The organism is Streptococcus sp. 27098_8_74 (genome assembly GCF_041431705.1).
Classification (GTDB): Bacteria; Bacillota; Bacilli; order Lactobacillales; family Streptococcaceae; genus Streptococcus; species Streptococcus salivarius_E.
The window spans coordinates 39,831-54,796 of sequence record NZ_JAPVYF010000015.1 but is presented as its reverse complement, the minus strand read 5'-3'; the positions used below and the strand labels follow the sequence as shown (position 1 = coordinate 54,796).

Below are 14,966 nucleotides of genomic sequence, written 5' to 3'. Positions count from 1 at the left end.
AGTTTTTGACCAAGTTTTTGGCAGGAAGAGGAGTAGTAAAGGATAAATTTCCAAACGTCCTGCAATCATAGCAAATCCCATGATAAGCTTAGACAAAGGACTGAAAATAGCAAAGCTATCACTCGTTCCAAGTAAAGGTCCAATATTGTTAAAGGTTGAAGCAGCAGCGCTTGTCACAATCAAGAGGTCTTGATTATCCAGTGATAAAACAGTGACTAAACTTAGTATAATGAGTACATATACAGCTAAATATTTAAGAACACTGTGTTGAGTTTCTTTATCGAGAACACTTCCATTGATATGAAGTGACAGGATACGATTAGGATAGAGACTAGCCAGGGTCTGATTTCGTGCAATCTTAGCAATAATCATAGCACGGATAATCTTGAAACCACCGGCAGTAGAACCTGCTGATCCCCCGATAAACATCAGGAGGAGTAGGATATACTGAGAAAAGAGTGGCCATTTGGTAATATCCGTTAGACCAAAACCAGTTGTTGTGATGATAGTTGACACTTCGAAAAATGAGTATTTGAAAGAGTCAGCCAAATTGTGGTAAATCCCAAAAATATTGAGGAAAATCAAACCTGTTGAAATAGCCACAATCGCAAAGTAGGTACGTAGTTCTTCATCTTGGAAGAAAAACTTGATTTTGCGAAGGAGGATATAGAAATAAAGGTTGAAGTTAACCCCAAAGAGTAGGGTACCAACAGTAACCACATAGGTAATCAGATCACTGTGGTAGTGGGCGATAGAGTCATTATAGACAGCAAATCCCCCAGTACCTGCGCCCCCCATAGCAGTGATGATACTATCAAAGATTGGCATACCGCAAAGCCAGAGAATAACAGCAAAAATAACAAACATAGTCAGATAGATGATGTAAAGAATCTGAGCTGTATTTTTGAGCTTGGCAACGACTTTACCAAATACTGGACCAGGCACCTCTGCACGCATAACCTCATGGTGACCATTTTTACTGTTGTTCATGATGGCTAGGGCAAAGACCAATACCCCCATCCCTCCAATCAAGTGGGCGAAGCTTCGCCAGAAAAGTAGGGAGTGGGTAAGTACTCCAGTATCTGTGAGAATAGTAGCCCCCGAGGTTGTGAAACCAGAGCTCATCTCGAAAAAGGCATCAATGACACTTGGGATCTGACCAGCAAAGACGAAGGGCAATCCTCCAAAGAAGGACCAGAGCACCCAACAGAGGGCTACAATAAGCATTCCTTCTTTGGTGTAAATATGGTAGTTCTTTGGTTTAAAGAGAGTACCAAGCATCCCGAGAAAGAGGAGAATCCCCATCGTACCCAAGATGCTGGCAAATACTTTAGCATCTTCTTGATAAATAAGAGCGACGATAAGTGGTACAACCAAGAGAGCAGCCTCAATCAGTAGGAGCTTGGCAATAAGAAAACGGACAATAGATCGATTCATGGCAACTTACCTCTTCAACAAGTCGTAAATGTGAGTTACATTTTGTAAGAGTGTAACGACCACGATTTTATCCCCAATAGCGAGTCTGTCTTCTCCCGTTGGGAAAATAGATTTTCCATTGCGGATAATAGCAGCGATAAGGACACCGTTAGCAAATTCAAGCTCAGAAAGTTTCTTTCCGGCGATTTTGTTATTTTCCTTAATTTGGAATTGCAAGGTTTCGATACGACCATTAGCCACATGGTGAAGGGCATCAAGACTAGAGTCTTTGGCATTAAAACGCCCACGTACAAAGTGCATTACAGTGTCAACAGCGATACTCTTAGGAGTGACAATTGTTGTTGTCTCACGTGGATCGATAATCTCTAAGAGACTAGTACGGTTAACCTTAGTAATATTCTTGTGAATACCAAGGCTTTCGAGGAACATAGAGGTAATGATATTTTCCTCATCTACTCCGGTTAGGGTAGCTACGGCATCATAACTGGCTGCACTTTCCTCGAGAAGAAGGTCTTTAGCAGTACCGTCACCTAAGATAACAGAAACTTCAGGGAAGACCTGACTAAAGGTTTGCGCACGGTCCATTTTTTGCTCAATCAATTTGACCTTAATACGATTGTTTTTCAAGATATTGAGCAAGTAGTAGGAGATGCGCCCAGCACCAATCAACAAAAGTTTTTTGATGCTTTTTGGCTTGATGTAACTGTGGAAAAGTGCCATATCAACACGTTTACCAGTGACATAAATCTTATCCCCAATTTGCATGGTAGCATTTCCATCTGGAATGATGAGTTCACCCTGACGGTGAATCGTACAAACTAGAATATTGCCGAATTTCCTACGGAATTGTTCCATTGTCATACCAGATAATTGGCTATTTTCAGTAACTTTAAATGCCATAAGAATAACGCGTCCATTAGCAAAAGTTTCAACTGATAGGGCGTTTGGAAATTCAACTGTATTGGCAATATAGCGAGCTGTTAAAAGTTCAGGGTTAACTACTAATGAGAATCCAAGAAAGTTCTTGTCTTTGAAATAAGCATTAGAGTATTCTGGGTTACGTACGCGAACAACAGTTTCTTTGGCACCCATTTGTTTAGCCAGAACTGCTGAAATCATGTTCACTTCATCTTTATCAGTCATCGCGATAAAGACGTCACAGTTGCTAACTTCGGCTTGTTCCAAAATTTTAAAATTAGCTCCATTTCCAGCAAAGCCCATAACATCATAGCGTTTGCTGAGGCGTTTGAGGACCTCTTCCTTTTCTTCAATTAAAATAACATCGTGCTTCTCTTCAACAAGAGAACGACAGAGTGCGGTACCGACTTTACCGGCACCTACGACAATAATACGCATGAGTTACCTCCAAATAATCATTACTATGATACTCTATTTTAGCGGAAAAATCATCCTTTTCAGCTAGCTTTATCAACTATTCCTATTTAAGTAAATAAAGGTGAAATTTTTCTTTAAATTGTCTTGACTTTTAGACCAGAAGTGCTAAAATATATTCAAAGATTCGTTATTTTAAATCTAACCTGTCATGATTTAAGCTAATGAACGTCCACAACCATGTCGTCTGCTGAGCTTGACTCCGGGCGACATGGTATTTTTTATGTCTAGGAGAATTGAGATGTCACGTAATCATATTGTCTTGTTTGAACCTCGTATTCCACAAAACACCGGAAATATTGCACGTACCTGTGCAGCGACTAATAGCCCTCTTCATATCATCCGTCCTATGGGCTTTCCAATTGATGACAAGAAAATGAAACGTGCAGGTTTAGACTACTGGGATAAGCTTGACATCACTTATTATGACAATTTGGCAGATTTCATGTCTAAAAATCGAGAGGGGCGTTTGCATTTAGTCACGAAATTTGCGGATAAGACTTATTCAGAAGAGGCCTATGCCGATGGTGAGGACCACTATTTTATGTTTGGTCGTGAGGATACAGGCCTACCTGAAGATTTTATGCGTGAGCATCCTGAAAAAGCTATTCGTATTCCGATGAATGATGAACATGTGCGTAGTCTAAATGTGTCCAATACTGTTTGTATGATTGTTTACGAAGCGCTTCGTCAGCAACAATTTGAGGGGCTAGAGCTGAGTCACCGTTATCAGCATGATAAGTTAAAATAGATACTTTATTTTGTCTTAAAAGAATAATTATAGTCATTGACTATCAACAGATTAGAAATCCATAATTTGAAAACCTTGTCACCAAGGTTTTTTTATGTTATCCTTAAAAGGTCTTCAGGGCAGGGTGAAACTCCCGACCGGCGGTGATTCTTTGGATAAGTCCGCGAGCGCAAGCTGATGAGGTGTGATTCCTCAACCGACAGTATAGTCTGGATGGAAGAAGACCAGTCTTTTTGCGTAGGCTTTTTTTGGCATGGGCAAATCCATTGGGAACTTCTTTCAAATTGTTAAAATTTGGAGGAATTTTTTTATGACAAACACACGTAAATTGGCTTACATTGCCATTTTATCCGCAGTTTCATTCTTGTTGCTTTATTTTTCATTTCCATTGATTCCAGCAGCAGATTTTTTGAAGGTTGATTTTTCAATCCTTCCTGTTCTTATTGCCTTGGTTATCTTTGATTTTAAGAGTGCCATTGGTGTTCTCTTACTTCGTTCATTGTTGAAGCTCTTGCTAAACAATGGTGGACCAGGATCAATGATTGGACTTCCTATGAATTTTGTTGCTCTAGGCGTCTTTGTTTGGGGCCTAAGCTATTTTTGGAAGAAAAATCAAACAAGCAAGAATTATATTCTTGGTTCTGTTGTAGGAACTGTCTTGCTTACAGTTGTTATGGTTATTCTTAACTATATTTATGCAGTACCACTCTATGCTAAATTTGCCAACTTTGATATTGCGCAATTTATAGGTCTCTATAAATACCTTTTCGCTATGGTAGTACCTTTCAATTTACTTGAAGGTTTGATTTTTGCGCTAGCCTTTGCTTTGATTTATGCTCCACTTAAGTCTATTCTAGTAAAATTATAAATATGAAACACAAACACACACATTATACTTATGCTTCTTTTGCCTTATTGTTATTTGTTGCTCTCGGTTATATGGTTAAGTTCTATCCTGAAGCCTTGACAGGATTTGATAGCAACATTCAAACTTGGGTTCGAGGAGGATTACCAGCAGGATTGACACGCTTTTTTAAAACTATTACCATGCTTGGGAATACGCCTGTACAGGCTATTATTGCAATCGTAGCAGTCATCTGGCTTTATCTACGTCAGTATAAATCAGAAGCTATCTTTGTGGGAGCTAGTGGGCTTCTCGCTAGTATCTTGATTGTAAGTTTGAAGTATATTTATCAGCGTCAGCGTCCATCAATTACGCATTTAGTGCATGCTAGTGGTTATTCTTTCCCTAGTGGTCATTCTTTGGGAACTTTTATGATTCTTGGAGCAATTGCCATTGTCCTTGCTCAGCGTTTGGAGAAAAAAGAATCTAAAATAGTAGTTTATGCTATTACTGGGCTTCTGATTTTCCTTGTTGGACTTTCGCGTATTTATGTAGGTGTTCATTATCCAACAGATGTTTTAGCTGGCTTTACCTTAGCCTTTGGGTTGCTTAATGCGATTTATCCAACTTATGATCGTATTCGCTTTGAATGGCGATTCCAAAGTAAACAGAAATAAAAAAACATGTAGTTTTGAACTGCATGTTTTTTTGATACAAAGGAAGGTCTTTCCTATATAAAATGTATAAAAATAGCTTATTTTGACTATTGTTCTGTTAAAAATGCATTAACTGTATATTAATTATATTATAATTATGATATAATGTTTTTAAAATTTCGAAATAAAGGAGTGTCTCTTGAACATAAAAGACAGCATTGGACTAAGAATCAAAACTGAGCGTGAACGCCAGCAGATGTCACGTGAAGTGCTATGTTTAGATGGTGCGGAATTGACTGTTCGTCAGTTAATTCGCATTGAAAAAGGGGAGTCGCTCCCGTCTTTGGATAAATTATCTTATATTGCAAAACGTCTAGGAAAAAATATGACCGATTTATTGGATCATGATAATATTACTATCCCTGACGAATACTACGAGATGAAGAATCGTCTGATTAAGTTTCCAACGTATAGAAATCCAGAAAGAATAAAGGCTAAACTTGCCTTAATTGAGGAGGTCTATGAGAAATTCTTTGAACTTCTCCCAGAAGAAGAATTGTTAACTCTAGATATTTTGGAAAATATTTTGAGTTTTACTAGTTGGGAAGAGAGTCCTAAAGTTGAGGAAATATATGAAGACTTGTTTGAACAAGTCAAAAGGAAGAAGAAATTCTCAACTAACGATTTATTAGTTATTGACTATTATTTCTTCCATCTTTATGGAAGAAAGCAGTATGATAAAAAACTTTTTGAAAGAATCGTAAAGAGAGTATTAAATCAGGAAATTTGGACAGATGATGTCTATAATATTGTTTTATTTAACGATTTGATGGCTATCGCTGCTTTGAAGATTTTTCACAATTCCTTCTCAGACTTCTTAACAGTTGTGGATAAAGCCTTAGCTGTTATAGAAAAATCACAATTCTATAGCTATAAACCTAATGTTTTTGTTCTCAAAGCCAAATATGAACTTCTGCATAAAGGAAACAAGAAAGAGGCTGCAGAAAATTACGATAAGGCCATAATGTTTGCTTCCGTTTTAGAAGACTCGGTGCTAGAAGAAAGTATAAAGGCAGGTAAAGCGGCAGATGGTTTATAGAAATGGTGGTGACATAAATGTCACTACTTTTTTAATGGTTAAATGTTTACTATAGAAACATAAATAACAGTTAAAAGGAGTTTTATTTTGAAAAAACTAAAATTATTTACACTATTCTCACTACTTATTACTATCTTGCCTTATTTTGCAGGTTGTCTTTAATAAGGAGTCACCATGTCAAAATATCCATATATTTCACAGGTTGATCAGCGTGATTGTGGTGTCGCTACCTTGGCTATGATTCTTAAACACTATGGTTCATCTTATAGTTTAGCTTATTTGCGAGAGTTGGCTCAGACTTCTCGTGAAGGTACTTCTGCGCTTGGTTTGGTGGAAGCGGCCAAGCAGTTGGGTCTTGAAACTCAGGCTATTCGTGCGGATTTAGACTTGTTTAAACAAGAAAACCTATCTTATCCTTTTATTGTACATGTGGTTAAAGAAGGTGGGCTGCAACATTATTATACGGTGTTTGGTCAAATCAAGGGGCAGCTTGTTATTGGTGATCCAGATCCTAGCAAGAAGGTCATTAAAATGCCCTTAGAGGAATTTGCCAAAGAGTGGACGGGAGTTACTCTCTTTTTTGTTCCAGGAGAAACCTACACTAAATACAAAGAAGATGTACCTGGACTTCTTTCATTTTTACCAATTTTGTTTCGTCGTAAGGGTTTGATTGCAGTTATTGTCTTATTAAGTTTTCTAGTGACCCTTGTTAATATTATTGGTTCTTATTATTTGCAAGCTATTATCGACCGTTTGATTCCTCAGGGGGCCTATAATCTTCTGACCATGATTTCGCTAGGCTTATGCATCTCTTATCTTGCTCAACAAGTTTTTACTTTTTTCAAAGATTATCTTCTACATCGATTGGGTAATTACCTGTCCATTGCTGTCATTCTTCCTTATATCAAGCATGTCCTTTCCTTGCCTATTAGTTTCTTTAGTTCACGTCGTACTGGTGAAATCACGTCACGTTTTGGAGATGCTAACACTATTATCGAAGCTCTAGCTTCAACGATTTTATCGATTTTCCTAGATGTGACCATTGTGATGACTCTAGCTGTGGCTCTTATTGTACAAAATCAGTCACTTTTTGTGATGACTCTCACGGTAGTTCCTCTTTATGTTTTAATCATTGTGGTATTCTATAAGCTTTTTGAAAAGGAAAATTATCAATTGATGGAGGCAAATAGTCAGGTCAATACCGCTGTTATTGATGATTTGCGAGGTATTGAAACCTTAAAATCCTTGAGAGTTGAGGATAGACGTTATCGGGAAATTGAGGTGAAATTCCATGACTATTTGAAGAAGTCCTTGTCTAAGGCCAAGTGGCAATTAACGCAGGATGGGTTAAAGACAGGGGTTCAGTTAGTTTCTAATGTCTTTATCCTCTGGTATGGGGCACAATTGGTTATGGAAGGGCAACTATCTGCAGGTCAGTTGATTACCTATAATATGTTGTTGAATTATTTTACAACTCCTTTAATTAATATCATCAATCTCCAATCTAAAATTCAGCAAGCCAAAGTCGCCAATAATCGTCTTCAAGAAGTATATGTTGTGGACAAGGAAGAAAAAGGAAAACTTAAAGAGTTATCTTTTAAACAACTTGCTTTTAAAGGAGTTAGTCACCGTTTTAGTTATCAGCAAGAGACTCTTAGTAAGATTGATTTAACGATTCATAAGGGTGAGAAAATCGCCCTCATGGGTCAGAGTGGTTCTGGAAAAACGACCTTAGCTAAAATGTTGTCAGGTTATTATACGAAATCTAGTGGTCATGTAACCCTAGATAAAGATGCTATTAGCCATGCGGAGTTGCGTCAAATGGTGACTTACGTTCCCCAGCAGACCTATGTGTTTACGGGAACCATTTTAGAAAATCTGCTATTAGGATTTGAAGGAGAAGTTGACGAGAAAAAGCTTATTAAAGTTTGCCAACAAGCTGATATCTTAGAGGATATTCAAAAAATGCCACTAGGCTTTCAGACCCAAGTATCTGAAGACGGTGGTTTGTCTGGCGGTCAAAAACAAAGATTAGCTATAGCAAGGGCTCTATTGTCCAAACAACCTATCTTGATTTTTGACGAAGCTACTAGTGGTCTCGATAGTGATACTGAAAGCAGGGTCATGGCTAATCTTGCTAAGATTAAACGAACAATGATTTTTATTGCTCATCGCAATAGTGTACGTCAACATGTCAGTCGTGTAGTGACCATGGTGAGTGGCCAGATTGAGTCAGACAGTGCTAATTTCAATCCATTCCAGTTTATTTAAAAAAGAATCTTCCTATTATATATGTAGAAAACTTAAGAAGTCTAAATTTTCACATCTTGCACCTATCTTATTAATATAGTATACTGGTAGCATACTATTAAGAGGTGTAAACATGTTAGAGGCATATAAAAATTTTTGGTTAGGCTATCTCGATTTTTATGGTCGTACAAAACGATCAGACTATTGGTGGGTTGTCTTGATTAATGGAATTATCGGTAGTTTGATTTTCCTACTGATGGACTTACTTGGGGAAACAAGAGCTGCTGGCTTTACATTGACAGCTTTCATTCTATTTATAGCAGCAACGGCGCTTCCTACCATTTCTATGCAGATTCGTCGTCTACGTGATGCCAATTTCAATGTTGCTTGGATTGTATTAAAAGCGACACCACTACTAGTAGTACTTTGGGTGATGTATGCCTTTCCTACAAGAGATTCAAAATAACTCCAATATAAAAAGGGTGAAACTAGTTAATCTAGTTCCACTCTTTTTTCTTATAAAATAAAGCTACCTAAGAGGCTAATCAAGGTGAAGCTGATAGTTGCATAAAATACAGCGAGACGGGTTGCCTGGATAGGCTTATAAAGTCTAATAAGTGTTAGGACACACCAAATAAAGAGTACTGTGACAAACCAACCTGATAGTAAGCGGCGTGGCGTTACACCATAGAGTGCGATATAAACGCCAAAGAGTTTCCAGCCGGCGATAAGGGCAAAGAGGCTAGCGAAAGTAAAGAGTAGGGTACTCAACAAACGAAGCCCCTTGTGGGTGAAGAAGTTTTCTTTAGAAAAAATGTAAAGTCCAGCTAGGATTCCCAAGTTAAGGGTAGAGACTCGAACCAATTGCCAGAAGCCCTGAACAGCAATATGTGAGGCTTGATGAGCTGGAATGTTGACTTGGTTGAGAGAAAGGAGTTCTCCCATTTGACTAGTGGCAGTTAATATGAATAGGGCATAAGTAAGGCAGAGGCTTCCGAGTACGATATAAGCTGCTACTTTTGGAAACTGACGGGTTGTTTTAAGACGGCCTTCAAATCGTTTTCGACTAAGTGGCTTTTCTTTTGCCAAATAGGTTGCAACGAGTTGAGCAAAAAGTCCTAGAGCCAGAGGGATACTGGTTATTAAACGAGAGAACAATAATCCGTTATCCTTGAAGGAGATAGTGAAATCAAGTAGAGAAGCAAGTGTCTGGAAGAACTGTTGCCAAAGTTGTCCGAAAGCAGGCAAGACCTAACTAAGCTGACTAGCAGCGAATACAGTCAGTAGCAAGGCAATCACGATACTAATGAGAATCATCCATTTGTGGTTCTGAACTGCGTGTTTTTCTTCTTCAGAGAGCTCTTGTTTAGGTGCTGTTTTATAGAGTAGTGTCCAGGCTCCGATAAAGAAATATTTCAGTGGGAAGATGCAGCTAGTGTATATGAGGTCTAGCCAAACCATAATTCCCAAACGGTCTTGACTACTTTGTCCAGTACGTGCCATTAAGTAAAGGAGGATACTCGCATGAAGGCAAAGAATTTGAGCGCTCCCCCAGTTGTCGTGCAGACCCCAAAGACTAATTTGTAAACCTTGTAGTAGGCTAGTGCCCATAAATATTGCCGATTCAAGTCGCATTCCCTTTGCTTTTCCACCTAATAGACGACAGCCCAGTTCAATCGTACTTATCAAGACAAGGGTTGCTGGAAAGGCAAAGGAAAAATGGGTCAAGTAAGTGACATATAGGAAGCAGGCCACGAGACAGGCGACAATCAGTCCCTTAATTTTCCAAATGTCTTTTGGTGAAAAATATTCCAAGAGTTTCTTGGTTTTGGTTTGAAGACTAGTCTTTTCGTCGGAATATTCCTGGGAGACTAGCTGTAAATTAGTAGTATAGTTATTTGTTTCCATCATAATTCTCCTTTTGGATGTTAGTCCAAAAAAGACTTTATCATAAAAAATGTTCGATTTTGTCACCCAACTGTAAAATTACTAAAAATAGGTCTATGGACTTAGGTCTGAAGAATGAGTTGGAAAAATAGGTGAGTAAAAAATATTATGCTCACATTGAATGATAGATTGTACGGGCTATATTGTTAGAAACTGTCAAATGCTAAAGATAGTTTTTTAGAGATTAACTGTTTGTTTATCTGGGATTGAGCAAAGGACTTCTATCGAGGATCACTAAAGGTGATGTCATTTTTTAACACTATATGTTAGATTGACTACCATCTAAATGTTGCAAAATTTCTGAAAATTCGTTGACATGTGTTTTCAAAGTAGTATGATAATAACATAAAAAAACTTAGGAGGTTCTTATGTTAGGTGTCATCCTACTCTATGTTGGTATGGTTTTGATGAGTAATGGACTCCATCGTTTAGAGGGGATTCCTGATAAATCCAATGTTGTCATGAATATCTTTACGGGTGGTTTGGGTTTGATTCTCAACATTATTGTCATTGCTTACGGAGCTTGTACGGGGCAAGGCGCTGAATGGTTTTATGGTAGCGCCACTGGTCTTTTATTTGCCTTCACCTACCTTTACTCAGCGATCAATACGATTTTCGATTTTGATCAACGTTTGTATGGGTGGTTTAGCTTATTTGTGGCAATTAATACGCTACCAGCAGGGATTCTTTGCTTAACATCTGGATACGGTGGTAATGCTTGGTATGGTATTATTTGGTTCTTGTGGGGTATCCTATGGCTAACTGCCTTTATTGAAATTAATCTTAAGAAGAATCTAGGAAAATTTGTCCCTTACCTAGCTATTTTTGAAGGAATTGTAACAGCTTGGATTCCAGGGCTTTTGATGCTTTGGGGCAAGTGGTAAGCATTGATTTAAGGAGGAAAAACGATGCAATTGACAATGCGCGAGCAGGAAAAAATGATGATTAGCCTTGCGGCTATGATTGCTCAACGACGTAAAGACAAAGGAATCAAATTGAATCATCCAGAAGCAGTTGCTTTAATCACTGACTATGTGCTTGAAGGTGCAAGAGAAGGTAAAACTGTTGCCCAACTGATGGATGAAGCTCGCAATCTCTTAACACGTGAAGATGTTATGGAAGGTATTGCAGAAATGATTCCAATGATTCAAGTTGAAGCTACTTTTACGGACAGTACAAAACTGGTTACTGTTCATGATCCTATTCAGTAAGGAGAAGTGTAATGATTCCAGGTGAATACCATGTGGCGAGTGAGCCAATTGATTATAACGGTGGTTACGAAGCCATTAGTCTTGAAGTGAAAAATGTGGGTGACCGTGCTGCTCAAGTGGGTTCTCACTACCATTTTTATGAAGCAAACGAAGCTGGTCTTCAATTTGATCGTGAAAAGGCGCGAGGCAAACGTCTAGATATTCCAGCAGGTACAGCCATTCGTTTTGAGCCAGGTGAAACGAAAACAGTACAACTTATTGACTTTGGAGGGAAACGTCGTATTTTTGGTTTCAATAACAAGGTCAATGGTTTCTTAGACTAGAAAGAGGACAAATCGATGAGTTTTAAAATGGATCGTGAAGAGTATGCTCAACACTATGGACCAACTGTAGGGGATAGCGTACGTCTTGGAGATACCAATCTTTTTGCAGCCATTGAAAAAGACTTTACTGTTTATGGACAGGAATCTAAGTTCGGTGGCGGTAAAGTTTTGCGTGATGGTATGGGTGTTAGTGCTACGGAAACACGTGACAATCCATCAGTTGTTGATACCATTATTACAGGTGCAACCATTATTGACTATACAGGTATTATTAAAGCAGATATCGGTATTCGTGATGGTAAGATTGTTGCTATTGGTCGCGGTGGTAACCCAGATACAATGGACAATGTGGACTTTGTTGTGGGTGCTAGTACAGAAGCCATTGCTGCAGAAGGTTTGATTGTGACTGCTGGTGGTATTGACCTCCACGTACATTATATTTCTGCTGACCTTCCTGAATTTGGTTTGGATAATGGAATTACGACCCTCTTTGGTGGTGGTACTGGTCCCGCTGACGGTAGTAATGCAACAACATGTACACCAGGTAAATTCCATATTACTCGTATGTTGCAAGCTGTTGATGATATGCCTGCTAACTTTGGTTTCCTTGCCAAAGGTGTTGGTTCTGAGACTGAAGTGGTTGAAGAGCAAATTAAAGCTGGTGCAGCAGGAATTAAGACACACGAGGACTGGGGTGCGACTTACGCAGGAATTGATAATTCCCTTAAAGTTGCGGATAAATACGATGTTTCTTTTGCGGTCCACACCGACTCTTTGAATGAGGGTGGATTTATGGAAAATACTTTGGAATCTTTCCAAGGTCGTACCGTTCATACCTTCCATACTGAAGGTTCTGGTGGTGGGCACGCTCCAGATATTATGGTTTTTGCAGGTAAGGAAAATATTTTGCCATCATCAACTAACCCAACTAACCCATATACTACAAATGCTATTGGTGAGTTGTTAGATATGGTTATGGTTTGTCACCACTTGGATCCAAAAATCCCAGAAGACGTATCTTTTGCCGAATCACGTGTTCGTAAACAAACTGTGGCTGCAGAAGATGTTCTTCACGATATGGGAGCCCTTAGTATCATGACTTCAGATGCCATGGCAATGGGACGTGTCGGTGAAGTAGCAATGCGTTGTTGGCAACTAGCTGATAAGATGAAGGCTCAGCGTGGTCCACTTGAAGGGGATTCAGAGTTTAACGATAATAACCGTATTAAACGTTACGTGGCTAAATATACAATTAACCCTGCCATCACCAATGGTATTGCAGACTATATCGGTTCTGTAGAAGTTGGTAAATTTGCAGATTTGGTTATCTGGGAACCAGCACAATTTGGTGCAAAACCTAAGTTGGTGCTTAAGGGTGGTATGTTAACTTATGGTGTTATGGGTGACGCTGGTTCAAGTCTTCCAACACCTCAACCACGTATCATGCGTAAATTATATGGTGCTTACGGTCAAGCGGTTCACCAAACAAATCTTACATTTGTCTCTCAATATGCTTATGATCACGGTATCAAAGAAGAAATTGGTTTGAATAAGATTGTTCTTCCTGTTAAGAATACGCGTAACTTGACTAAGCGTGATATGAAGCTTAATGACTACGCTCCAAAAACAATCCGTATCGATCCACAGACCTTTGATGTCTTTATTGATGATGAGTTGGTTACTTGTGAGCCAATCCATACGACATCATTGTCTCAACGTTATTTCTTGTTCTAAGGAAAACGCTATATACATGAGGCTGGAATTTTTCCTCCAACCTCTTTTGTATTTTACAGCCATAACGTTTTTAGCACTTTATTAGGTTGCTATATGAGTCTGATGCTAGACTTTTAAAATGTAATAGAAAAGGAAAAAGTATGATTTTTACAAAAGTAGATGCTCTTGTTAAGGATATCGATGTGGACAAATACCATATTGAAACAGTCATTCTTTCGAGTGACGATCTTAACAAAAAAATTATTCGTGTGAAGAGTGATCATGGGAATGAATTTGGTATTCGTCTTGATAAGGGACAAAAATTGCAAAATGGCTCTGCCTTTTTTATCGATGATCACCATGTTCTAGCTATTGGTGTTGAGTCACAGGATTTGATTGTCATCTCACCTAAAGATATGGATGAAATGGGAATCACAGCTCACATTCTTGGGAATACTCATAAACCAATTGAGGTGAAAGATGCCAAGATTTATTTAGAGGTTGACCCAGTAGTAGAGCAAGTCTTGACTCAAAAAGAGATTGCCTACACGATTGAAGAAGTGGTCCTTGATAAACCCCTACGCCATGTGAATTTAACTGCCCATGAACATTAATCCCTTTGCTAATGTGTCTTTGCAAGATTATCTTGAAATTGTGCAAATTGTCGATTCCACCTTTCCAATTGGATCATTTAACCACTCATTTGGGATGGAAAATTATCTGCGTGAAGACACTGTAACAGATGATAAAGGTTACGAAGAGTGGCAAGAAGCCTATTTAGCTAGTCAGTTTAAATATGGTGAAGGTCTTGTAATCAAACTGGTTTATGATGCTATGGTTACAGATAACATAGAGCAGGTTTGGCATTATGATAAGGTCTTGACAGTTTCGACGCAAGCGCGTGAAACAAGACAGGGGACTAAAATGATTGCTAAGCAAATGCTTCGACTCATTCAAAGGCTTCATGCTATTCCGGTATTGGATGACTATCAGTCTAAAATACGTAAGGGTGTGGTCTTCGGCAATCCAGCTATTGTCTTTGCGCTCTATGTGTTTAACAAGGGCTTGGGATGTAGTGAAGCCATAGCACTTTATGGCTATAGTGTGATTTCGACGATGGTTCAAAATGCTGTGCGTGCCATTCCCCTTGGACAGTTTGCTGGACAGGAGATTGTTTTACGTAGCTTTTCACAATTAGAAAAAATGACACAAGAAATTCAAGAATTGGATGCGTCCTACCTTGGGGCCAATACGCCTGGTCTTGAATTAGCTCAGATGAAACATGAAACACAGGTATTCCGCCTATTCATGTCCTAAAATATCAACAAGGTTGAGAGGAAAAA

16 protein-coding genes and 1 riboswitch are annotated in these 14,966 nt (G+C 38.7%); of the genes, 12 read left to right on the top strand and 4 right to left on the bottom strand.

The genetic code is table 11. The features are described 5' to 3' along the window. Window positions 1-1,437: TrkH family potassium uptake protein (locus O3670_RS07350; RefSeq protein ID WP_002886535.1), on the bottom strand; the 1,437-nt coding region annotated here is incomplete at its 3' end. 6 nt (window positions 1,438-1,443) lie between these two features. Then, on the bottom strand, window positions 1,444-2,793 hold the full coding sequence (gene trkA, locus O3670_RS07345) for a Trk system potassium transporter TrkA (RefSeq protein WP_037598979.1): 1,350 nt from the start codon (window positions 2,791-2,793) through the stop codon (window positions 1,444-1,446). Window positions 2,794-3,070: 277 nt separating this feature from the next. Between trkA and O3670_RS07340 the strand changes: the two genes are divergently transcribed. The 6 genes from O3670_RS07340 to O3670_RS07315 all read left to right on the top strand — a co-directional run bounded on the left by O3670_RS07340 (window position 3,071) and on the right by O3670_RS07315 (window position 8,895). Further along, window positions 3,071-3,580, top strand: coding sequence for a tRNA (cytidine(34)-2'-O)-methyltransferase (locus O3670_RS07340; protein WP_002886541.1), 510 nt, complete (start codon window positions 3,071-3,073; stop codon window positions 3,578-3,580). Window positions 3,581-3,686: 106 nt separating this feature from the next. Continuing rightward, a riboswitch (FMN riboswitch) is annotated at window positions 3,687-3,809 on the top strand. An 81-nt stretch (window positions 3,810-3,890) separates the two neighbouring features. Beyond that, a complete protein-coding gene (locus O3670_RS07335; RefSeq protein ID WP_037598980.1) occupies window positions 3,891-4,448 on the top strand; it encodes an ECF transporter S component in 558 nt (185 codons plus the stop codon). 2 nt (window positions 4,449-4,450) lie between these two features. After that, a complete protein-coding gene (locus tag O3670_RS07330; protein ID WP_037598982.1) occupies window positions 4,451-5,101 on the top strand; it encodes a phosphatase PAP2 family protein in 651 nt (216 codons plus the stop codon). Between the two features lie 178 nt (window positions 5,102-5,279). Continuing rightward, window positions 5,280-6,179 (top strand): helix-turn-helix transcriptional regulator, encoded by a 900-nt coding sequence (locus O3670_RS07325; RefSeq protein WP_037600269.1) that lies wholly within the window; start codon window positions 5,280-5,282, stop codon window positions 6,177-6,179. A 174-nt stretch (window positions 6,180-6,353) separates the two neighbouring features. Next, on the top strand, window positions 6,354-8,450 hold the full coding sequence (locus tag O3670_RS07320) for a peptide cleavage/export ABC transporter (protein ID WP_371595934.1): 2,097 nt from the start codon (window positions 6,354-6,356) through the stop codon (window positions 8,448-8,450). Window positions 8,451-8,562: 112 nt separating this feature from the next. Then, window positions 8,563-8,895, top strand: coding sequence for a DUF805 domain-containing protein (locus O3670_RS07315; RefSeq protein WP_002886546.1), 333 nt, complete (start codon window positions 8,563-8,565; stop codon window positions 8,893-8,895). Between the two features lie 50 nt (window positions 8,896-8,945). Here O3670_RS07315 and O3670_RS07310 read toward each other — a convergent pair whose 3' ends face one another. Beyond that, on the bottom strand, window positions 8,946-9,677 hold the full coding sequence (locus tag O3670_RS07310; RefSeq protein ID WP_229103931.1) for a DUF4153 domain-containing protein: 732 nt from the start codon (window positions 9,675-9,677) through the stop codon (window positions 8,946-8,948). A gap of 3 nt (window positions 9,678-9,680) precedes the next feature. Beyond that, complete coding sequence (locus O3670_RS07305; RefSeq protein ID WP_229103932.1) at window positions 9,681-10,340, bottom strand: urease cluster protein; 660 nt, start codon at window positions 10,338-10,340, stop codon at window positions 9,681-9,683. Window positions 10,341-10,744: 404 nt separating this feature from the next. Between O3670_RS07305 and O3670_RS07300 the strand changes: the two genes are divergently transcribed. The 6 genes from O3670_RS07300 (at window position 10,745) to O3670_RS07275 (ending at window position 14,940) form a co-directional block, all read left to right on the top strand. Continuing rightward, window positions 10,745-11,260, top strand: coding sequence for an AmiS/UreI family transporter (locus tag O3670_RS07300; RefSeq protein ID WP_002886548.1), 516 nt, complete (start codon window positions 10,745-10,747; stop codon window positions 11,258-11,260). Window positions 11,261-11,284: 24 nt separating this feature from the next. Beyond that, window positions 11,285-11,587 carry an urease subunit gamma gene (locus tag O3670_RS07295; protein ID WP_002886558.1) on the top strand — a complete coding sequence of 101 codons (303 nt, stop codon included), beginning with the start codon at window positions 11,285-11,287 and terminating at the stop codon, window positions 11,585-11,587. Between the two features lie 11 nt (window positions 11,588-11,598). Beyond that, window positions 11,599-11,910: an urease subunit beta gene (locus tag O3670_RS07290; RefSeq protein ID WP_002886559.1), complete on the top strand. Its 312-nt coding sequence runs from the start codon at window positions 11,599-11,601 to the stop codon at window positions 11,908-11,910. Window positions 11,911-11,925: 15 nt separating this feature from the next. Next, the gene (gene ureC, locus O3670_RS07285; protein ID WP_049545718.1) at window positions 11,926-13,644 is read left to right on the top strand and encodes an urease subunit alpha; all 1,719 of its coding nucleotides are present in this window, start codon (window positions 11,926-11,928) and stop codon (window positions 13,642-13,644) included. Window positions 13,645-13,784: 140 nt separating this feature from the next. Next, window positions 13,785-14,237: an urease accessory protein UreE gene (gene ureE, locus O3670_RS07280; RefSeq protein ID WP_002949549.1), complete on the top strand. Its 453-nt coding sequence runs from the start codon at window positions 13,785-13,787 to the stop codon at window positions 14,235-14,237. After that, entirely contained in the window at window positions 14,227-14,940 is a 714-nt protein-coding gene (locus tag O3670_RS07275; RefSeq protein WP_073949314.1) for an urease accessory protein UreF, read from the top strand. The genes ureE and O3670_RS07275 overlap by 11 nt, the downstream gene beginning before the upstream one ends. Window positions 14,941-14,966 lie beyond the last annotated feature (26 nt).

What these genes read in the sequence shown, in the direction of transcription:
- ureE (WP_002949549.1), top strand. Translation starts at nt 13,785, where the DNA reads ATGATTTTTACAAAAGTAGATGCTCTTGTTAAGGATATCGATGTGGAC.
- O3670_RS07340 (WP_002886541.1), top strand. Translation starts at nt 3,071, where the DNA reads ATGTCACGTAATCATATTGTCTTGTTTGAACCTCGTATTCCACAAAAC.
- O3670_RS07295 (WP_002886558.1), top strand. Translation starts at nt 11,285, where the DNA reads ATGCAATTGACAATGCGCGAGCAGGAAAAAATGATGATTAGCCTTGCG.
- O3670_RS07305 (WP_229103932.1), bottom strand. Translation starts at nt 10,340, where the DNA reads ATGATGGAAACAAATAACTATACTACTAATTTACAGCTAGTCTCCCAG.
- O3670_RS07330 (WP_037598982.1), top strand. Translation starts at nt 4,451, where the DNA reads ATGAAACACAAACACACACATTATACTTATGCTTCTTTTGCCTTATTG.
- O3670_RS07315 (WP_002886546.1), top strand. Translation starts at nt 8,563, where the DNA reads ATGTTAGAGGCATATAAAAATTTTTGGTTAGGCTATCTCGATTTTTAT.
- O3670_RS07335 (WP_037598980.1), top strand. Translation starts at nt 3,891, where the DNA reads ATGACAAACACACGTAAATTGGCTTACATTGCCATTTTATCCGCAGTT.
- O3670_RS07320 (WP_371595934.1), top strand. Translation starts at nt 6,354, where the DNA reads ATGTCAAAATATCCATATATTTCACAGGTTGATCAGCGTGATTGTGGT.
- O3670_RS07300 (WP_002886548.1), top strand. Translation starts at nt 10,745, where the DNA reads ATGTTAGGTGTCATCCTACTCTATGTTGGTATGGTTTTGATGAGTAAT.
- trkA (WP_037598979.1), bottom strand. Translation starts at nt 2,793, where the DNA reads ATGCGTATTATTGTCGTAGGTGCCGGTAAAGTCGGTACCGCACTCTGT.
- O3670_RS07275 (WP_073949314.1), top strand. Translation starts at nt 14,227, where the DNA reads ATGAACATTAATCCCTTTGCTAATGTGTCTTTGCAAGATTATCTTGAA.
- ureC (WP_049545718.1), top strand. Translation starts at nt 11,926, where the DNA reads ATGAGTTTTAAAATGGATCGTGAAGAGTATGCTCAACACTATGGACCA.
- O3670_RS07290 (WP_002886559.1), top strand. Translation starts at nt 11,599, where the DNA reads ATGATTCCAGGTGAATACCATGTGGCGAGTGAGCCAATTGATTATAAC.